This is a genomic window from Actinomycetes bacterium, from assembly GCA_035506535.1.
Lineage (GTDB): Bacteria > Actinomycetota > Actinomycetes > DATJPE01 > DATJPE01 > DATJPE01.
In genome coordinates this window covers 24,327-44,579 of record DATJPE010000008.1, presented here as the reverse complement: position 1 = coordinate 44,579, position 20,253 = coordinate 24,327, and the positions used below count along the sequence as shown (strand labels likewise).

The 20,253-nt window shown below is 72.5% G+C and carries 16 protein-coding genes; 12 read left to right on the top strand and 4 right to left on the bottom strand.

Features of this window, described 5'->3' with window-relative positions; all coding sequences use genetic code 11:
• Positions 1-267: 267 nt before the first annotated feature.
• Complete coding sequence (locus VMI11_01545) at positions 268-3,210, top strand: AAA family ATPase (protein ID HTY71090.1); 2,943 nt, start codon at positions 268-270, stop codon at positions 3,208-3,210.
• Here VMI11_01545 and VMI11_01540 read toward each other — a convergent pair.
• Positions 3,207-4,697, bottom strand: a complete 1,491-nt coding sequence (locus VMI11_01540; GenBank protein HTY71089.1) for a hypothetical protein — start codon at positions 4,695-4,697, stop codon at positions 3,207-3,209. The genes VMI11_01545 and VMI11_01540 overlap by 4 nt on opposite strands.
• 105 nt (positions 4,698-4,802) lie before the next feature.
• Here VMI11_01540 and VMI11_01535 point away from each other — a divergent pair, with 105 nt between their 5' ends.
• Positions 4,803-5,177, top strand: coding sequence for a hypothetical protein (locus VMI11_01535; protein ID HTY71088.1), 375 nt, complete (start codon positions 4,803-4,805; stop codon positions 5,175-5,177).
• A 50-nt stretch (positions 5,178-5,227) separates the two neighbouring features.
• On the opposite strand, the gene VMI11_01530 is transcribed toward VMI11_01535, so the two are convergent.
• On the bottom strand, positions 5,228-6,811 hold the full coding sequence (locus VMI11_01530; protein ID HTY71087.1) for a DUF222 domain-containing protein: 1,584 nt from the start codon (positions 6,809-6,811) through the stop codon (positions 5,228-5,230).
• A gap of 92 nt (positions 6,812-6,903) precedes the next feature.
• Complete coding sequence (locus VMI11_01525) at positions 6,904-7,533, bottom strand: nucleoside/nucleotide kinase family protein (protein ID HTY71086.1); 630 nt, start codon at positions 7,531-7,533, stop codon at positions 6,904-6,906.
• A 48-nt stretch (positions 7,534-7,581) separates the two neighbouring features.
• Here VMI11_01525 and VMI11_01520 point away from each other — a divergent pair, with 48 nt between their 5' ends.
• From VMI11_01520 to VMI11_01505, 4 genes are all read left to right on the top strand, one after another.
• On the top strand, positions 7,582-9,060 hold the full coding sequence (locus tag VMI11_01520; protein ID HTY71085.1) for a glycosyltransferase family 39 protein: 1,479 nt from the start codon (positions 7,582-7,584) through the stop codon (positions 9,058-9,060).
• Between the two features lie 30 nt (positions 9,061-9,090).
• Positions 9,091-9,444, top strand: a complete 354-nt coding sequence (locus VMI11_01515) for a nuclear transport factor 2 family protein (protein HTY71084.1) — start codon at positions 9,091-9,093, stop codon at positions 9,442-9,444.
• 208 nt (positions 9,445-9,652) lie between these two features.
• Positions 9,653-9,970, top strand: coding sequence for a hypothetical protein (locus VMI11_01510; GenBank protein ID HTY71083.1), 318 nt, complete (start codon positions 9,653-9,655; stop codon positions 9,968-9,970).
• A gap of 45 nt (positions 9,971-10,015) precedes the next feature.
• Positions 10,016-10,948 carry an NADP-dependent oxidoreductase gene (locus VMI11_01505; protein ID HTY71082.1) on the top strand — a complete coding sequence of 311 codons (933 nt, stop codon included), beginning with the start codon at positions 10,016-10,018 and terminating at the stop codon, positions 10,946-10,948.
• 6 nt (positions 10,949-10,954) lie between these two features.
• Here VMI11_01505 and VMI11_01500 read toward each other — a convergent pair whose 3' ends face one another.
• Positions 10,955-12,373, bottom strand: coding sequence for a DegT/DnrJ/EryC1/StrS family aminotransferase (locus tag VMI11_01500; protein ID HTY71081.1), 1,419 nt, complete (start codon positions 12,371-12,373; stop codon positions 10,955-10,957).
• Between the two features lie 190 nt (positions 12,374-12,563).
• On the opposite strand from VMI11_01500, the gene VMI11_01495 reads away from it, so the two are divergent.
• The 6 genes from VMI11_01495 (at position 12,564) to VMI11_01470 (ending at position 20,245) form a co-directional block, all read left to right on the top strand.
• Positions 12,564-12,968 carry an SHOCT domain-containing protein gene (locus VMI11_01495; GenBank protein HTY71080.1) on the top strand — a complete coding sequence of 135 codons (405 nt, stop codon included), beginning with the start codon at positions 12,564-12,566 and terminating at the stop codon, positions 12,966-12,968.
• Positions 12,969-13,058: 90 nt separating this feature from the next.
• Positions 13,059-14,624, top strand: a complete 1,566-nt coding sequence (locus VMI11_01490; protein ID HTY71079.1) for an HD domain-containing phosphohydrolase — start codon at positions 13,059-13,061, stop codon at positions 14,622-14,624.
• A gap of 85 nt (positions 14,625-14,709) precedes the next feature.
• Positions 14,710-15,324: a methyltransferase domain-containing protein gene (locus VMI11_01485; GenBank protein ID HTY71078.1), complete on the top strand. Its 615-nt coding sequence runs from the start codon at positions 14,710-14,712 to the stop codon at positions 15,322-15,324.
• 44 nt (positions 15,325-15,368) lie between these two features.
• Positions 15,369-15,755, top strand: coding sequence for a hypothetical protein (locus VMI11_01480; GenBank protein ID HTY71077.1), 387 nt, complete (start codon positions 15,369-15,371; stop codon positions 15,753-15,755).
• A 286-nt stretch (positions 15,756-16,041) separates the two neighbouring features.
• Positions 16,042-17,517: an alpha-amylase gene (locus VMI11_01475; protein ID HTY71076.1), complete on the top strand. Its 1,476-nt coding sequence runs from the start codon at positions 16,042-16,044 to the stop codon at positions 17,515-17,517.
• A 16-nt stretch (positions 17,518-17,533) separates the two neighbouring features.
• Positions 17,534-20,245 carry a glucosidase gene (locus VMI11_01470; protein ID HTY71075.1) on the top strand — a complete coding sequence of 904 codons (2,712 nt, stop codon included), beginning with the start codon at positions 17,534-17,536 and terminating at the stop codon, positions 20,243-20,245.
• The last annotated feature ends 8 nt before the right edge of the window (positions 20,246-20,253 follow it).

The following is a 20,253-nucleotide window of genomic DNA, read 5'->3' as shown; positions in this document are numbered from 1 at the left end:
TCTGAGGCCCCCGGACGCCCGAGATAGGGACGACGTCCGATGTGCCGGCCCTCCTCAGACGCGCAGGCTCGACCACGTCGATCGAGTCCAAGGAGTGCACCATGTCCCAGCTCCCGGCGTCCGAGTTCGCCGAGATCACCGCCCGCCAGCAATGGGTCCAGCAAGGCGTTGCCCGCTCCCGGCGCTCCAGGCGCGTACGGCAGACCCGCCGCGACGCCCGCCGGAACGCCGCCCTCGCTGTCAGGGGTCGGGCCGATGATGGAGCCCGTGACCGTTTCCGCCCCGCGCCTCAGCCCGCTGGTCGGGCGTAGCGAGGAGCTGGCCGCCCTGAGCTCGCTCGTCGGCCTCGACGGTGCCCCGCCCGGCGCGGTCCTCGTCTCCGGTGACGCCGGCGTCGGCAAGACCCGGCTGCTGCACGAGCTTCGCCTGCGCGCCGTCGCGGCGGGACGGCTGGTCCTGGTCGGCCACTGCGTCGACTTCGGTGACGGCGGACTGCCCTATCTGCCGTTCAGCGACGCCTTCGGACGACTCGAGGCCGACGCGCCCGAGCTCGCCGAGCAGCTCCTCGCGGCGGCACCTGGCGTGGCCCCGCTCCTGCCCTCCCACCGCCGCGGCGTGGGTGCCGCGACCGGGGAGCGGACGGAGCGGGGCAGCCTGTTCGAGGCGGTGGAGGCCGCGCTGGCCCACCTCGGGTCGCTCCAGCCGACCCTGATCGTGGTCGAGGACCTGCACTGGGCCGACCAGTCCAGCCGGGACCTCCTGAGCTTCCTCTTCGCCCGCGGGGTGCCCGCCGGGGTGGCGCTCGTGGTGTCCTATCGAAGCGACGACCTCCACCGCCGCCACCCGCTGCGGACGACGCTCTCGGAGTGGAACCGCCTGCCGACGCTGTCCAGGGTGGCGCTCGGCCCGCTCGACGACGCCGACGTGCGCCGCCTCGTCGAGCTCCTGCACAGCGATCCGATGCCCGACTCGGCGGTGACCAGCCTGCTCGCCCGTGCCGACGGCAACGCCTTCTTCGTCGAGGAGCTGGTCTCCGCCGCCGAGGGCGGCGCGGCGAGCCTGCCGGCCGACCTGGCCGACCTGCTGCTGGTGCGCATCGAGCGCCTCGACGACGACGCGCGGGCGATCGTGCGTGCCGCCTCGGTCGCGGGCCGGCGGGTGACGCATCCGGTGCTGGCGGCAGTGGCCGCCCTCGAGCCCGAGCGTCTGGACCGGGCGCTGCGTGCCGCCGTGGACGCCAACGTCCTCCTCGCCGCCGGGACAGACGACCGCGCCGGGTACGCCTTCCGCCACGCCCTGCTCGCGGAGGCGGTCTACGACGACCTGCTCCCCGGCGAACGGGTCCGCCTGCACGCCGCCTACGCCAAGGTCCTCGCCGAGCTCGGCGGGACCTCGGTCGAGCTGGCACGGCACGCGCGGGCCGCCCACGACGTGGCCACCGCCGTCCGTGCCGGGATCCGGGCCGGCGACGAGGCGATGGCGGTCGGGGGCCCGGACGAGGCGGTGCGAAGCTATGAGCTCGCCCTCGAGCTGCTCGCCGAGCCCGACGGTCAGCGCCTCGACGTCGACGTCGTCGACCTGACCCTGCGAGCGGCGGAGGCCGCCGCCGCAGCGGGCCACCTGTTCCGCGGCCTCGCGCTGGTCGAGGACGCGCTCGACGCGCTCCCCGACGACGCGCCAGAGCACGACCGAGCCCGGCTGCTGCTCGGTGTCGCGACCATCGGCCTGCTCGGTGACACCGGCGTCGACGTTCTCGCGCTCACCACCCAGGCCGTCGCGCTGGTCGCGTCGTCACCCTCCACCGAGCTCCACGCGCGCATCCTGCTCGCGCACGCGCGCGCCCTCGAGGAGCGCGGCCGAGACGACCAGGGCGCGCGCTGGGTCGACGAGGCGCTCCAGCTCTCCCGAACGCTCGAGGTCGCCGACGTGGCCGTCGACGCGTCCACCCTCATCGCGCGGATCGAGCGCCGGCGCGGCGACCCAGAGGCGTCGCTCGCGCTGCTCGAGGCGAGCGTCGCCGAGGCTCGCGCGACGGGAGAGGTCGGGGCCGAGCTGCGCAGCCTGTTCTCCCTGGCCGGACTCCTCTACGAGCGGGGTGAGCTCGCACGAGCCCGCGAGACCTACGCGGCGGCGGCCGACCTCGCGCGGCGGTCGGGACGCGCGTGGGCGCCGTACGGCATCGACGCCCGTGCCCTGGCCGCGATCGTCGCCCAGGTGCAGGGCGAGTGGGACGAGGCGAGGCGCATCGTCGACGTGACCGGAGAGGCGCCGCCGGCGATGGCCGAGGCGATGCTGGCCGCCGTGGACGTGGGGGTGCTCGCCTGGCGGGGCAGCAACCGAGCTCTTGAGCTGCAGCCGGCGCTGCGGCCGTGGTGGTCGCGCGACGGGTTCGTCGCGATCCTCGCCGGCGGGGCGGCCATCGAGGCCCACACGGCGCGCGGGGACGCAGCGGCCGCGCTGCGCGCCTACGAGGAGGTGGTAGCGGCGGTGTCCACGGTCTGGAAGCGCGAGGGCTTCGCCGCCCAGGTACGTCTCGCGGCACTCGCCCTCGCCGCGCTGACCGTGCAGGCGCGTGAGGCCACGGCCCGGGAGCGCACGGCGATCGTCGAGCACGGCGAGCGCCTGGCCGCCGAGGCTGCCGTGGCGGCGGGGACCTGGAAGTCTCGCGGAGCCGGCGTGGAGGGGCGGGCGTGGACCATGCGCGTCGAAGCGGAGCGGTTGCGCCTGCACTGGTCCGCGGGAGTCGACCCACCCGACGCGGACCAACTCGTGACGGCGTGGCGAGCGGCGCTCGCCGGCTTCGAGGAGTTCGGCAACGTCTTCGAGGTCGCGCGTTGCCAGGTCCGACTGGCCGAGGCGCTGCGCGGCACCGGCGAGGCCGGCGAGGCCGCCGCCCTGCTGGCGACCGCCGGGCTGACCGCGGACGCCCTTGGTGCCCGGCCGCTGCTGGCCGAGATCCGCCTCGCGGGCGGAGCACGTACGCGCTCCGCCTCAGAGCACCCGGAGGAGCAGCTGACGCCGCGGGAGCGAGAGGTACTCGCCCTCATCGCGTCAGGACGAAGCAACCGCGAGATCGCCGGCCGGCTGTTCATCAGCGCCAAGACGGTGAGCGTGCACGTGTCGAACATCCTCGCCAAGCTGGGAGCCGGCGGGCGCACCGAGGCGGTGGCCGTCGCCCGTCGTCGCGGCCTGCTCGAGGACTCGCCCTAGGGCTTCGGGCAGGTCCGGAACTTCAGCGCCGCGCTGGCCTTGACGTGCGAGCCTGCCTTGCTGAAGACCACTGTTCCCACGAGGGAGTACGCGCTCCCCGCGGTCAGGCTGGCCCCGTTGAGCGAGGATCCCACCTTCTTCGAGCCCAGCTTCAGGGTCTTGCTCGCGACCTTCCACCCGGACGCCGGTCGCCCGGTGACCGAGACCGCGACGCTCACCGCGGGCAGGCACGACTTCGGGCCCGTGACCGTGACCCGCCCATGGCTGACCGACTTGGTGGCCGTGCCGCGCAGAGCCGGCAGCAGGACGCGGGCGGCATAGAGCCGGTCGCCGTTGCTTGACTCGATCGACCACGCGACAACGGCCTTGCCGCTGGGCGTGGACGCGATCTGCGGGGATCCACCGGCCTCGGTCCCACGGTCGGAGAAGCGCACGATCGAGGCGTGCGTGGTGTCGGGCAGGTTGGTGACGGTGATCTTGCCGCACTCGTCGGTGACGTCCACCACCCGCCCGCTCGCGTCGGCGACGGGATCATGGCTGTTGGGCGTGCAGGAGTTGGTGTCGCCGATCAGTGTCGGCCGGCTGAACGAGGTCCCGGTCCACTTCGCCACGACGGGTGAGTAGTCGGCGTTGTCGACGGAGGCGTACAGCCGGATGCCCGACTTGGCGGAGACCAGTCCCGGGTTCCAGCCGGCGCTCCAGGTGTGCGCGACGGCCTTGAACGCCGACCACGAGCCGCCGCTGCTGCTGGCGTGCGACACGCCGATCGGGACGGTGATCGAGCCGTACTTCTGGATCGCGACGACGGCGCTGCTCCCGTGGATCGCGATCTCCCCGTAGCCGACGCCGTACGGGGTCTTGAGGGTCTGCAGCGTCGCCGAGGTGCCCTCCCGCAGCTCCACCGACGTCGTCGGTACGCCCTTGTAGGCGAGGGTCCACAGCGTCCCGTTCGGCCCGAGCTCGGCGTCGAGCAGCGCGCCGTAGCTGGGCGCGTCCTCGACGTCGGTCGCCGCGGAGAGGGTCCCTCCGGACTGCGAGGTGGCGGTGGCGATCCGACCGCCCCGTGGGCCGTTGCCGGACCCCGGCGAGGTGTCGTGGAACCACACGAGGGTGACCTTGCCGGAGGACGTGGCGAGGACCCGCAGGCCCTCGGCCGAGGACGCCCCGAGGGAGTCGATGGTCTGGATCCCGCCGACGCATCTCGTGCCGCCGGGAGCCAGCGTGCACAGGTGGACCTTGCGGCCGGCGGAGTTGCTGTTGGACGAGGAGATCCAGCCGACGTAGGTCCGCCCCGTGCCGTCCACCGCGACGTCGTAGCCGGAGAACGAGGCGTTGTTCTCGAGCAGGATCGGCGAACCCACCAGCCCCGGTGCGTGGGCGGCGACGGTGGCGTCTCCAGGAGCCGCCGAAGCAGCCGACGGCAGCACGAGGGCGATCCCCACCGCGGGAACGAGCAGGGCGGCACGGCGCAGCGACAACACCTTCATGTGGGAACCCCCAACAAGCGACCAACGACCACCCGAGCCAAGCACGCATGCGGGTCCCCTGGGTGGCGAACGGCTCGACTCGGCCCCTCCGGGTAGCGTGGCGACGTGGACGAGAACAGGGCCCGGCGGGTCGTCGACCGGCTCCGGGAGCGCGGGGTGGACGCTCACCTCGAGCAGGCCGGCGTGTACGTCTTCGGCGTACGGGTCCGCATCCCCGGTGGCCGCGAGGCGATCTGGGACGCCGACGGCGCCGCCGGGCTCGAGGCCGAGGTGATGCTGGACGGCGAGCTGGTCGGTTTCGTCCCGCTCATCCCGGGGTCCGAGGACTACGACGAGGACCAGATCGTGCTGGCCATCGCGAGCACCGACTATGACAAGCCGATCGACTCGCCCTCACCCACCCCGCCGCCCCCGGGCGAGCCGCTGCCGCGCGAGGGCGGGCTGTTCCGCCGCTTCCTCGGTGGCTTCCGCGAGGACTGACCGGCGGCGGCCGACCGCGCGCGTCGGCTCAAAGCGCGCTCAGAACCGGCTCAGAACGGGATCGGGACGGGCGGATCCGAAGCGGGCGGTTCCGGCCGCTCGTCGAGGGTCGTGTCGACCACGCACAGCTCCGGCTCGACCCGGTAGGTCCTGCCCTCGGGTGAGGTCCACTCGAAGTGGCCTCGGCTGAGCTGCACGAGACGCCACCCGCCCTCGTGCTTGAGCCGATGGTGATGGGTGCACAAGACCTCGAGGTTCGACTCGGTGGTCGTGCCGAGCGGCCAGGGGATCGTGTGGTCCAGCTCCGCCCCCCACCGGGTGCCGGTCACCTGTCTCGCGCAGCCCGGGAACCGGCAGGTCCGGTCGCGAGCCTCGACCTTGGCGCGTAGCCGGGGTGGTGGCCGGTAGGAGGGCGAGGAGAGCTCCACGAGCTCCATGCCGGCAGGACCAGGCGCGGTCAGCATCCGGCGCAGCACCGCGGCCTCGTCGCGAGCCAGCGCCCGCGCGACGTCGGCGGGGATGGGGCCGAGACCGGCGACCTCGGCCGCCTGCTCGTCCAGCCCGAGCAGGGTCGAGGCGGCCACCACGACGTCGACGCGGATCACTGGGGGCAGGGGCCCGCGCTCGCCCTCGACGGCCTCGACGGCCTGGACGGCCTGGGCGGCCGGTCCGGTCGCGGGAGCGACGCCGAGGACCTCGGGCAGGCGCTGCTCCCTCAGCGCGCCCAGCAGGTCGACCAGGACGTCGGCGCGCCGCCAGGCCTGCCCGGCCGGGACGTCGGTCTCGCCCTCACCGGCGTTCGCCGCGGCGTAGGCATCAAGCGTCGCGAATGCGAGCAAGCCCTCCTCGGTGCCGAGGACAGCGTCGATGGCGACCAGCCCGTCCCCCGCCGGGCGCAGCCGGACGCCGCGCGCGTACCCGACCTCCTCCTGGGCACGTGCGACAGCCCCGGCGGGGTCAACGGCGAGCACGCTGCGGCGCGTGTGCCGGCGGATCTGGCCGTACGTCCGGCCGGCCGCGCGCGCCAGCACGCGTCGCTCGACCTCGGCCCGTCGCTCCGCGCTGAGGTGATGGGTCTCGCGGTAGATCATCCCGGCCACGGCGGGGCTGATGGATCCGGCCTCGACCGCCCTCAGCGTCGCGGGAAGCCCCTCCACCAGGCCGAGCGCCTCGCCCACCCAGGCACAGGCCGTGCGGGGAGAGGCATGCAGGACGGCCGCGATCTCATCCGGTGCGAACTCGCTCACCCGCGCTGCCGGCCCGCTCCCGAGCGGCTGTGCCCCCCGCCGCCCCGAGTCCGGCTCGCCGAGCGCTCGCGGGTCGGGCGGGCGGCACAGCGCGAACGATGCCATCACCCGGGTCCGTTCGGCCCACAGCCAGCCCTGGACGCGGTCCAGGGCCGCGAGCCGCTCGAGCAACTGCCTCGCATCGGGGGAGTCGAGGGGGTGGCTCGCTCGCGCGTGCACCAGCTGGGCGAGCTCGAAGCCGCTGACCTCGTCGTAGTCCGCCGGCCCGAGCTCGCCGGAACACGGCTGCTCGTCCCAGTCGAGCGGGTCCAGCTCGTCCGCCGGGTCGACGAGCGCGCCGCGAAGCGCCAGCAGTTCCCAGCTGTCGTCGACCACTGTCTCGAACATGTGTTCGACTGTAGCGGGTCACCGGGACCCGCGCAAGGGGGAATCCCCAGCGAAGACAATGGATTTCCGGACGCGGGGATGCGTCGGTGGGATCAGCCGGTCACGAGGACGTCGGCCCGCTCCCGGGTACGCGCAACAAGCTCGGCGTTGGCCTGGTCGGAGCCGAGCGCGCGGGCGCGGGCGAGGTCCGGCGGACGTCCGTAGGCCTCGTGGCGAGCGGTCAGCCGCTCTAGCCGTACGTCCTCCCCGGGGTCGACGTACCAGACCTCGTCGAGCAGCCCCGCGACCGCCGACCAGCCTGGTCCGTCGAGAAGGAGGTAGTTCCCCTCCGTGACGACCAGCGGGGTGGCAGCCGAGACCGGGATCGCGCCGGCGACGGCCGCCTCGATCTCGCGGTGGAACCGGGGCGCGTAGACCACCGCCTCGTCGGCCGCCCGCAGACGGGCGAGCAGGTGCACGTACCCGCCGACGTCGAAGGTCTCGGGCGCGCCCTTGCGCTCGTACGTGCCCTGGCGGCGCAGCACGTCATCTGCCAGATGGAAGCCGTCCATGCCCACGAGGGTCGCGTCCGCGCCCATCGCGGCCACCACCGCCTCGGCCACGGTGGACTTGCCGGCCCCCGGCGGCCCGGTGACCCCGAGCAGACGACGCCCTCGCGGCACGAGCAACGCGCGCGCCCGCCCGAGGAGGGCGTCCAGGTCGTGACGGTCGATCGCCAGCACGCCGGCCATCCTCCACGACCCCACCCGATCGGGTGTCAGGCTGGTCCGGTGGACAGCGCCTCCGCCGAGGCCACCCCCGGCATCGCCTGGCGAGGGATCGCGGCGGTCGCGGCCGCCGTGGGGCTGCTGCTGCTGGCGATGAGCTCCCGCTACGGCTACCACCGCGACGAGCTCTACTTCCTCGCGTGCGGTCGGCACCTGGCGTGGGGATACCCGGACCAGCCACCGCTCACACCGTTCCTCGCCTGGGTGATGAACGGGGTCGGTCACGGCTCGCTCACCGTCTTCCGGCTGCCGGCGACGCTCACCGCCGTCGCGGTCACCGTCATGGCCGCGCTCTGCGCGCGCGAGCTCGGCGGGCGCGCGTTCGCGCAAGTGCTCGCCGCGCTGACTGTCGGCTCGAGCACCTACGTCCTGCTGTCGGGCCACCTGCTCGTCACCTCGACCATCGACCTGCTCGCGTGGGTCGCCGTGCTGTGGCTGGTGGTCCGGATCCTGCGCACCCGCGACCGGAGACTGTGGCCACTGGTGGGTCTGGCCGCCGGCGTCGGCCTGCTCAACAAGCAGCTGCCCATCGTGCTGCTCGGGGGGCTGGTGGTCGGGATCCTGCTCACGCCGGAGGCCCGCCCGCTCCTGCGCGGGCCCTGGCCCTGGGTGGCCGCGGCGATCGCCGCGGTGTGCTGGACGCCGGTCCTGCTCTGGCAGGCCGCGCACGGCTGGCCCCAGCTGACGCTGGCCCACGAGATCCGCGCCGAGTACGGCACGGCCGGCCAGCGCGCTGGCTTCGTGGCCCTCCAGCTGCTGCTGTTCGGCGTCGGGACCTACCTGTGGGTCGTGGGCCTGGTCAACCTGTGGCGCGACCCCCGCTGGCGGATCTACCGCGTGCTGGCGTGGACGTGGCTGTTCGTCCTGGCCTTCTTCGTGGTCAGCGCCGGCCAGGGGTACTACACCGCGGGGACCTACCCCGTGCTCATCGCCGCCGGCGCCGTCGCGGTGGAGCGACGCCGCCGGCGCTGGCCGCTCGTCGTCGCGGTCCTGGCGGTCTCCGCGCTGTTCCTGCCGGCGGCCCTTCCGGTCCTCTCCCCCGCCACGCTCGGGGCCTCGCCGTGGAACGGCCTCGGCGAGACGCAGCGCGAGACCGTCGGCTGGCCCCACCTGGTCGGGCAGGTCGCGGCGGCGTACCGCTCGATCCCCCCGGACCAGCGCGAGCGAGCCGGCATCTTCACCGCCAACTACGGCGAGGCGGGTGCGGTCGACCGTTTCGGCGCCGCCGCCGGCCTGCCGCACGCGTGGAGCGGTATCAACGGGTACGGCCTCTGGGGACCGCCGCCATCGTCGATGGCGCCGGTGGTCGTCGTCTGGGAGGACGGCGCTCCCACCGAGTTCTTCCGCGACTGCCGAGACCTCGGCAGGGTCACCGCCCCGGTCTCCAATGAGGAGTCCGACCGGGCATCCGTCTACGTGTGCGCGGGGCCGGTCGACGGGTGGGCGGCCGCGTGGCCGCGCCTGGTCTTCCTGTCGAACTGACCGACGCTTCGGATGCGGCAGGATCGGGACGTGCGGAGCGAGGAGACGCTGGTGCGGAGCCTGGTCGAGTGCTGGCACGACGCCTCCGGTGTGGCCCGGGCGCGCGAGCACGTGACGAGCGACTACGTCCACCACACAGCGATGGGCGACTGGTCCTTCGATCAGTGGCAGGCGGGCATGGCCTGGGTCGACTCGGTGTTCGCCGACCGCGCGTACACCGTGCAGCACGTCCTCGTCGACGGTGACCGCGTGGCGGCATACGTCCGGTGGGTCGCGACTCGTCGCTCGGACGGCTCTCGGGTCGAGGGTGCCGGGGCCTATCACTGCCGTCTGGAGGGGGGCCTGGTCGCCGAGGACTGGGACGTCTTCGCTCCGATGTCGTGACCGACGCGTCCGGCGAGGTCGCCGGACGGCCCGCCACCGGCGGTCGGCGGCGACGCCCGGTCACGCGGGCTGGTCGCCGTCGCCGCCTCGGCCTTCGTCGTCCTCGCGGCGGAGCCGCTCTACCTGCTGGTGGACACGGCCGTGGTGGGTCACCTCGGACCGGTGGCCATCGCCGGCCTCGGCGTCGGCGCTGTCGTGCTGGTGGCCAATGGGATCTCGGCCGTGGCTGCGCCAGCAGCTGGTCATCGGTCGCGACCTGGTGATGCGCCAGATCGGGTTCCAGGTCGCCTTCCTGACCGCGCTGGTCGGGACGGGGATCCGTTTCGCCACGCTGTTCGGCGCCGGGTGGTGGGTGGTGCCGACGCTGTTCACCTCCTCGGCGGCGGTGCGCCACCAGGTGTACTTGCCGGATGGGGCATCGGCGGGGTGTGGGCGGGGGCTCTCGGCGTTCATCGGCGTCCGCTTCGTGGGCATGGTGGCGCGCACGAGGGGCGGCCGCTGGGTCGTCCTCGGCCCAGTGGCCTGAGTAAGCCGGGGAATCGACCTGGACGGCGCGGAGGTTGACGGCGGCATGACGCTCGCGGTGGTGGCAACGGCATACGGCGGTCCCGACGTGCTCGACCTGGTCGAGGTGGAGGTCGGCGATCCAGGGCCTGGTGAGGTCGTCGTCGACGTACGGGCCGCCGGGGTCAACCCGGCCGACGTGAAGTCCTACAGCGGCGCCTGGGGCAACGACCCGGCCGCGCTGCCCAAACGGCTGGGCTTCGAGGCGGCCGGCGTGGTGAGCGCCGTCGGCCCGGACGCGCTGGGGCCGGCCGGCCCGATCCGGGTCGGCGACGAGGTCATCGCCTACCCCGTCGCCGGCGCCTACGCGCAGCGGCTGATCGTGCAGGCGTCGTCGGTCCTGCCCAAGCCGTCGACGATGGCCTGGGAGCCGGCGGCGGGGCTGCTGCTCGCGGGAGTCGCCGCGGCGCACACCGTCGTCGCGACGGGGGTCTCCGACGGGGAGACCGTCCTCGTCCACGGCGGCGCGGGCGGGGTCGGCCTCACCGTCGTCCAGCTCGCGATCGCCCGCGGGGCCAGAGTTGTCGCGACCGCGCGCCCGGCCGACCACGACCTCCTACGGAGCCTCGGCGCCGAGCCGATCACCTACGACGGGGGGCTCTTGGAGCGGGTCCGAGCGATCGGGCCGGTGGACGCGGCGATCGACACCGTCGGGACCGACGAGGCGATCGACGTCTCGCTCGCCGTGGTCCCGGACCCGCACCGGATCGCCTCCCTCGTGGCCTTCGGCCGGGCCAAGGACGGCATCCAGACCCTCGGGGCGGGTGGCGACAAGGGGGAGGACATCCGCGACGCGGCGCGGCTCGACCTCGTGCGGACCGCCGCCGCCGGGAAGCTCACCGTCATCGTGGCGCGGACCTATCCGCTCGAGCAGGTACGCCGCGCGCACGAGGAGCTGTTCGAACCGCACGGGCCGGGCAAGTTCGTGCTGCTCCCCTGACCGGGATCAGCTCACCACACGCAGGCTCGACAGGGTCGGGTCCGCCGCATAGGCGATGCGCACCCCGGTGGCACGCGCGTGCAGCAGGGCGTCCACGCTCTCCCGCGTGACGCGCTCCCCAGGCGCGAGGACCGGGATCCCCGGCGGGTACGGCGCCACGAGCTCGGCGCTCACGCGGCCGACCGCGTCGTCCAGCGCGAGCTGGGTACGCGGGGCGAAGAACGCCTCGCGCGGGAGGAGGACGGTCTCGGGCTCCACCGTCCAGGCCGCCGACGTCACGACCGCGCGCGGGTCCGTGCGGTGCCGCTCGATGGATGCGACCAGCGTGTCGAGGAACGGCCCCAGGTGCTCGGGCCTGTCGGCCACGGTCACCATCGGGATGAGCGTGTCGCGGTCTGCCATCTCGACGGGCATTCCCGCCTCGATGAGGTCACGCTCCACCGCGGTGCCGTCGGCCCCGGTGCCGGCGAGCACCAGGACCAGCTTGGCCGGGTCGATGACGGGACCGTCGACGACGCGAAGGCCGGGGACCAGAGCCAGCCGCTGACGTGCGTCGGCGACGACGTCGACGAGGCGGCCGAGCAGCTGTTCACCGTCGCGTTCGAGCAGCGCTCGCGCCGCGTCGATGCTCGCGAGGATGGAGCCGGCCGGACTGGTGGTGTGCGTCGCCTCGAAGGCAGCGTCGAGGCGCTGCTCGTCGATGCGCTGGGTCCGCGCGAGGACCAGGGCTCCCTGGGTGTACGCCGGCAGCGTCTTGTGCGCGCTCGTCACGAGGGCATCCGCACCGCGCTGCAGCCCGTGCTGCGGAAGGGCCGGATGGAACCCGAAGTGCGCCGCCCACGCCGCGTCGAGCACGAGCGGCACACCGTGGCTGTGCGCGGCGTCGGCGATCGCGGAGACGTCGCTCAGCGTCCCGACGTACGACGGGTCGCCGAGGAACACCGCCTTGGCGTCAGGGTGGCTCGCAAGCGCGCGCGAGACGTCGCCAACAGGGACGCCGAGCGGCAGACCCGTGTCGTCGTCCACCTCCGGACGTACCCACACCGGCTGCAGCCCCGCGAGGACCAGCCCGAGCAGCAACGAACGGTGCAGCGTCCTCGCGACGACGACGCTGTCCCCGGGTGCGCCGATGGCGAGCGCCAGAGTCTGGTTGCCGTGCGTCGACCCGCCGACCGAGAACCGGCACACGTCCGCACCCCAGAGCGCGGCAGCGCGCCGTTCGGCCTCCCCCAAGCTGCCGTGGGCGACCTTCATCGTGTCCACGGCGCCGAACATGGGGACGTCGCCGCGCACGACCTGGCCCACCAGGTCGGTTCGCTGCTTGTGACCGGGGATGCAGAACGGCAGGCCCGGGCGGTCGAGGGCTCGCAGATAGGCGTCGAGGAGCGGCGCGTGGGGTCGCAGGCCCCGCGGATCGGCCGTCACGGCCGTGTCCTGGGCGCAGCCGTCCGGCCTGCTTGTGACATGCCCCACCTCCGCGATTCCACCGTCAGTGACCAAGGACCTACGACGTTCAAGCGTCGGAACCCCTAGGATCGATCACGAACGGGTCGCGGCACACGGTTGCGTCCCGTCGTCGACGGGTGCATGGGGCACCCATGAGAAGGGATTGACGATGTCGCTCATCGCCGAGCAGTGGGGCGTTGGTCAGGTCCTGTGGTCGATGCTCTGGTTCTTCCTGTTCTTCGTCTGGATCTGGCTGCTCATCGTGGTGTTCTCGGACATCTTCCGCAGTCACGACATGGGCGGCTTCGCCAAGACGCTGTGGGTCCTGTTCGTGATCATCCTGCCGTTCTTGGGCGTGTTCGTGTACATCATCGCCCGGGGTCACAAGATGCAGGAGCACGCGGCGCAGGCCGCCCAGGCGCAGGAGGCGGCTACGCGCCAGTACGTGCAGAGCGTGGCGGGAACGCCCAGCGCCGCGGACGAGATCGCACGCCTGTCGGACCTCAAGAACCAGGGCGTCATCAGCGAGGCGGAGTTCCAGGCCGGGAAGGCCAAGGCCCTCGGCAACAGCTGAGGCCGCACCAACGAAGCAGTGCCGATCGTCGGGCCGGGAGACCGGCTCGACGGTCGGCACTGGCGCGTTCGGACCCTAGACTCCGGCGTCATGGGCCCACGCCCTGAGGGCGTACGCGTCGCCGAGCTGGTGGCGACGCTCTCCTATGCCGCCGACCTGGGTCTCGGCCAGCCCATGGCGCACTGCATGCGCCAGACCGTCATCGCGCTCCGGCTCGCCGACCTCCTCGGCGCTGACGCCGCGGATCGCGAGGCCACGTTCTATCTGGGTCTGTTGATGAACGCCTACTGCCACGCGGATGCGGCCGAGCAGGCGGAGTGGTTCGGCGACGACATCGGGCTCAAGGGCGACCTGTTCGAGGCGTTCGACATGACCACCGCACAGTTCGTCCCCTTCATGCTCCGCCGTGTCGCCGCTCGCGGGTCAGGGCTCGAGCGAGCCCGGCGCGTCGCGGTCGCGTCGGTGGTCGGGAAGCGGACGGCGATGACCTTCCTGACCACTCACGCCACGCTCGGTTCGCAGTTCGCCATGCGGATCGGCCTGGGCGAGGCCTCGGCCAGCGCGATCGGCCAGGGCTACGAGCAGTGGGACGGCCGCGGCCTACCTCGCGGTCTCAAGGGCGAGCAGATCTGCCTGCCGGCTCGGCTGGTCCCGTTCGCGAGTCCCGTCGAAGTGTTCAGCCGGCGGCATGGGGTCGAGGCCGCCCGCTCGATCGCCCGGCGCCGACGCGGCACCCAGTTCGACGCGCGGGTCGTCGACGCGTTCTGCGACCACGCCGAGGAGGTGCTCGCCGACCTCGACAACGCCGCCGACTGGGACGTGGTGCTGGCGGACAAGCCGTTCCTCGACCGCCGAGTCGACGGGGCCGAGCTGGACGAGCTGCTCGAGGCCATGGCCGACCTGGTGGACATGAAGTCACCCCACCTCGCCGGGCACTCGCGGGGCGTGGCGAACCTGGCTGCCGCGGCCGCCCGGGTCTCGGGAGGGTCGGACGACGAGGTCACGACCGTTCGCCGCGCCGGGCTGATCCACGACCTCGGTCGCCTCGGCGTGTCCAACGCGATCTGGGACAAGCCCGCCCTGCTCGGGGGGACCGAGCGAGACCGAGTGCAGCTGCACCCCCATCTCACCGAACGGATGCTGGCCAGGGTGGATGCCCTCACGGCGAGCCGGACCATCGCCGCACGCCACCACGAGCGGCTCGACGGGTCCGGCTACCCCCGCGGGCTCGGCGCCGCCGCGCTGTCCCCGCAGGATCGCCTGCTGGCCGCCGCCGACGTCTACCACGCGATGACCGAGCCGCGCCCGTACCGCCCGCCGGCCAGCGCCGACCATGCCGCGCGCGTGCTGCAGTCGGAGGTGCGCGACGGCCGGCTTGACGGCGAGGCTGTCAACGCCGTGCTCGCCGCAGCCGGACGTCGCGCTCCGGCGCGGCGGCAGTGGCCCGGCGGACTCACCGCCCGCGAGGTGGAGGTGCTCCAGCTGGTGGCGCGGGGGCAATCGGACAAGCAGGTCGCGCGACGCCTCGGTGTCACGCACAAGACCGCGTCGAACCACGTACAGCACATCTACGTCAAGCTCGGCGTCTCCAGCCGCGCGGCCGCGACGCTGTGGGCCACCCAGCATGGGCTGATGGGCCAGTTCGAGACCGACTGAGTCACGGCCGTGAGGAGAACGCCTCATGGCTGATGTCCAGGTCTTCGACCTAGCGTGGACGCATCGGACAGACAGGGAGGCCAGCATGGGCATCTACGGTGAGCAGGTCCTGCCTCGGATCCTCAACGGTGCCTGCGGCGGCAAGCCGCTTCGCCCGCTTCGCCAGCGGGTCTGCGACACGGTTCACGGCGAGGTCGTCGAGATCGGCTTCGGGTCAGGGCTGAACGTCCCCTTCTATCCGTCCGCCGTCACGCGGGTGGCAGCGGTCGAGCCGTCCGACGTGGGATGGCGGCTCGCCGACAAGCGGATGCGCACGTCGTCCGTCCTCATCGAACGTGCCGGCCTCGACGGGCAGGAGCTGCCGTTCGCGGACGCGAGCTTCGACTGTGCCTTGTCGACGTGGACCCTGTGCACGATCCCGGATGCCCATCGAGCGCTGTCCGAGGTGCGACGCGTCCTCAAGCCGGGCGGGACGCTGCACTTCGTCGAGCACGGGCTCGCCCCGGACGAGGGCGTACGCCGGTGGCAGCGACGGATCGAGCCCACGTGGAAGCGGCTGGTCGGTGGCTGCCACCTCACCCGCGACATCCCTGAGCTTCTCACCGGCGCGGGCTTCGCCATCAAGGAGCTGGACAGCTTCTACGAGGTCGGGCCCAAGTTCGCGGGGTATGCCTCGCTGGGCATCGCGACCACGGAGTAGCTGTTTCGCGACCACCGAGCCGCGACCGGCGGTAGCGTTCCTTCATGATCCGCGCGCTGATCCGGGCCGGCATCACGCTGCTGGCCAGCGCCATCGGCCTCGTCGTCGCCGCCGTCCTGCTCGACGGGATGACGCTGGACTTCTCGGCGTTCATCGTCGCCGTCATCATCTACACCGTCGTGACGCTGATCGCCGAGCCGCTGTTCAGGACCACGACCGAGCGCAAGGCGCGGGCTCTGCGTAGCGGCTCGACGCTGTTCGCGACCCTCGTCGCCCTCATCATCACCGACGTGCTGTCCAGCGGGCTGACCATCACCGGCCTGTCGACCTGGGTTCTCGCGACCGTGATCGTCTGGCTGGCCGGGATGCTGGCGGCGTGGATCCTGCCGTTCTTCCTGCTGAAGCGCGCCGTCGACGACCGCCGCGCCTGATCACCCCACCCCGCCCGCCACGCACCGCGCCCCGCCCGCCACGCACCGCGCCCCCTGCGCCTCCTCCCGGCGCGATCTTCTGCAGAAGTCCCATTTGTCCGGTTCTTCGGCCGGTCCCGACCGGACAATTGGGACTTCTGCAGAAACTGGCGGGCAGGGCGGGGCGGGCAGAGGCGGGGCGGACGGGGGCGGGGCACGCCGGTAGGCAGGTGACGCGAAGGTGAACGTCCGGCAACCAGTCCCTCCCGGGGCTGGACGCCCGGAGCGGCTGGGGCACACTGCGGATGTGACCTGGCCGGAGCCCCCGACGGTGTTCGAGGTGAACACGGCCGTCTGGCTCGGCGAGGTCAGCCGGCGGGTCGGGCACCGCGTCACCCTCGGCGAGGTCCCGCGCGGCGAGTGGGACGCGCTGGTACGTCCAGGCGTCAACGTCGTGTGGCTGATGGGCGTCTGGCAGCGCAGCGAGGCGGGCCGAGCCATCGCTCTGCTCGACGACGGCCTGCGCCGCTCCTGGTCGACCTCCCTGCCCGGCTGGGCCGACTCCGACGTCGTCGGGTCGCCGTACTGCATCCGCGACTACGTCCCCGACGCGCTCGTGGGCACCTGGGCCGACCTGAAGCACGCGCGCGGCCAACTGCGCGCACGAGGCGCCCGCCTCATGCTCGACTGGGTCCCCAACCACATGGCGCCGGACTCCCCGTGGCTCGAGCGTGAGCCGGCCGCGTTCATCCACGGAACGCCGGCCGACCTCACGGCCGACGACAAGGCGTACGTCGCCGTCGGCACCGGCGTCTTCGCGCGCGGCAAGGACCCGTACTTCGCGCCGTGGCCCGACGTCGTGCAGGTCAACGCCTTCGCCCCGCAGCTGCGTGAGCTCGCCGCCCGCACGCTGACCCGCATCGCCGAGCACGCGGACGCCGTGCGCTGCGACATGGCGATGCTGATGCTCGACGACGTCGTGCGCGCGACGTGGGGCGATCGCGCGGGGCAGCCGTTGCCGACGCAGTACTGGACCGACGTCATCGCCCGGGTCCACGAGCGCAATCCCGACTTCCGGTTCGTCGCGGAGGCGTACTGGGACCGCGAGTGGGACCTGCAGCAGCTGGGCTTCGCCTACTGCTACGACAAGCGGCTGTACGACCGCATGCGTGGCGGGGACCCGGGCGCGGTCCGCGGCCACCTGGGCGCACCGCTGGACTACCAGGCCCGCCTGGTGCGGTTCCTGGAGAACCACGACGAGCCGCGGGCGGCCACGACGTTCCTGCCGGCCGGCTACGAGCGCGTCGCGGCGGTCGCGATCGCGACGCTGCCCGGGATGACGCTGTGGCACCAGGGACAGGCCGAGGGACGGCAGGTCTTCTGCCCGGTCTTCCTCGGCCGCCGCCCGGACGAGGTGCCGGACGCTGACCTGGCCGCCTTCCACCACCAGCTGTGGGCGCTCGCGGCGCGGGTGCGGGTCGGCCAGTGGAGCCTGCGCCCGGTGCACGGCTGGCCGGACAACCCCAGTGCCGACCGGCTCGCCGCGTGGACGTGGACCGACGGCGATCGGCTGAGCCTCGTCGTCGTCAACCTGTCCGAGGCACGCGCCGACGGCATGGTCGACGTCGGGCACGGCGCGGCTGCCGGCCGGCGGGTGAGGCTCACCGACCTCCTCGACGGGACGACGTACGAGCGCGATGGCGACGACCTCGCCGGCGGCGGCCTGTACGTCGCACGCGACGGCTGGGGCGCGCACGTGCTGACACTGGATGCTTCCGGCTGACTTGCGGGAGGGCTGCATGAAGGACGCGGAGCGCGACCGGCTCGAGCAGGCGCGCGAGGGGGTCCCCTGGCGCCGCTGGGGGCCCTACCTGAGCGAGCGCCAGTGGGGGACGGTTCGCGAGGACTACAGCGAGAACGGCGACGCGTGGAACTACTTCAGCCACGACCAGGCGCGCTCCCGCGCCTATCGCTGGGGCGAGGATGGGCTCGCGGGCATCAGCGACGACAAGGGCCTGCTCTGCCTGGCGCTGGCGTTCTGGAACGGCGAGGACCCCATCCTCAAGGAGCGGCTCTTCGGGCTCACCAACTCCGAGGGAAACCACGGCGAGGACGTGAAGGAGTACTACTTCTACGTCGACAACACGCCGACCCACTCGTGGATGCGCTGGCGCTACATGTACCCGCAGGCGGCGTACCCGTACGCCGACCTCGTCAGCACGAACGCCTCCCGTGGGCCGCACGACTTCGAGTACGAGCTCCTCGACACGGGCGTCTTCGACGACGACCGGTACTTCGAGATCGTGGCCGACTTCGCCAAGGCCGGAACCGACGACCTGCTGGTCTCGGTCACCGTGACCAACCACGGCCCCGACGACGCGCCGATCCACGTGCTGCCGACGCTGTGGTTCCGCAACACCTGGTCGTGGGGGGAACGCACGCCGAAGCCGTCGCTGGAGGCACTGCCCGGCGCACGCCCGTGCGTCCGTGCCACCCACGACCGACTCGGCGAGTACTACCTGCACGTGGCGCACGACGTGCCGCTGCTGTTCTGCGACAACGAGCACAACCGTGAGCGGCTGTGGGGCGAGCCGAATGACGGGCCTTACGTCAAGGACGGCATCGGCCGCGCCGTGGTCGAGGGCGAGCCGCACACGGTGAACGCCTCCTCGGGCACCAAGGTGGCGGCCCACCACGAGCTCACGGTGCCGGCCGGGGGGTCGGTCGAGGTGCGCGTACGGCTGACCGCCGAGGCGCCGTCCGGCGACGCCTTCGCCGACTTCGACGAGGTGATGGCGCGACGAGCCGACGAGGCAGACGCCTTCTACACCACCGTGATCCCGCCGAAGCTCGACGAGGACCAGGCGCTCGTCGTGCGCCAGGCGCTGGCGGGGATGCTGTGGACCAAGCAGCACTACTACTTCGACCTCGACCTGTGGCTGCGCGAGCACTCGGGCCACCCGCTGCGCCCGCCAACCCGGCACGGCGTACGCAACCAGCAGTGGTTCGACATGATCAACGACGACGTGATCTCGATGCCGGACAAGTGGGAGTACCCCTGGTACGCGGCGTGGGACCTCGCCTTCCACACGCTGCCGCTCGCGATGGTCGACCCCGACTTCGCTCGCCAGCAGCTGTCGTTGATGCTCTCGGGGCCGTACCTGCACCCCAACGGCCAGATCCCCGCCTACGAGTGGAACTTCGACGACGTCAACCCGCCGGTGCACGCCTGGGCGCTGGCCATGCTCACCGGCATCGGCGTCGACCCCAGCAAGCCGTCGATCGAGAACCGGGTGGTCCTCGAGGAGGCGTTCGCCAAGCTGCTCCTGAACTTCACCTGGTGGGTCAACCGCAAGGACCCCACCGGGCGCAACCTGTTCCAGGGCGGGTTCCTCGGCCTGGACAACATCGGGGTGTTCGACCGCAGCGCGCGCCTGCCCGGAGGCGGGACGCTGGAGCAGTCGGACGGCACCGCATGGATGGCGTTCTACAGCCAGTCGATGCTCGAGCTGTCGATCCTGCTCGCGCTCGACGAGCCGGCGTACGAGGGATTCGTCGCGAAGTTCGTGCAGCACTTCTTCCAGATCGCGACCGCGATGGACCCCCTCGGCGACCATCCCGACGAGATGTGGGACGAGGAGCAGGGCTTCTACTACGACGTGCTGCGGATGCCCGACGGCAGCGGGCGGCGCATCCGGGTCAACTCCCTCGTCGGTCTGCTGCCGCTGTGCGCGACGGCGGTCGTTCCCGAAGAGGTGCTGAGCCGCTTCCCCTCCGTGATGGAGCAGGTGCGCACCTACCTGACGCGCAACGAGGACCTGCTCGGCAACGTCGCGGACCCGCGGGTGCCTGGGGTCAAGGGCCGTCGGCTGCTCGCGCTGGTCGACGAGCGCAAGCTGCGGCTGATCCTGCGCCGGATGCTCGACGAGGACCGCTTCCTTGGCCCACACGGGATCCGGTCGGTGTCGCGCTGGCACCTCGACCACCCGTACTCGCTGCAGATGGACGGCCAGACCTATTCCGTCCAGTACGAGCCGGCCGAGTCGACCACGCGCATGTTCGGCGGGAACTCGAACTGGCGCGGCCCCGTCTGGTTCCCGATCAACGTGCTCATCGTGCGTGCGCTGCTGCAGTTCTACCTCTACTACGGCGACGACTTCCTCGTGGAGTGCCCGACCGGGTCCGGGCAGCAGATGACCCTGTACGAGGTCGCCGAGGAGCTGAGCCGCCGCCTGGTGAGCACCTTCACGCGCGACGCTTCCGGTCACCGCCCGGTCTTCGGCGGGAGCACGAAGTTCCAGGAGGACCCGGCCTGGCGGGACAACGTGCTGTTCCACGAGTACTTCCACGGGGACAACGGCGCCGGCCTCGGCGCGTCGCACCAGACCGGGTGGACCGGCGTGGTGGCCCGGCTGGCGCAGCTGTTCGCGTCCACCGACGCCGAGGAGGTCCTCAACGGCCCGGTCCGACCGCTGGCGACGCCGTATCGACCGCGGGACGACAGCGCCTAGTCTCGTCG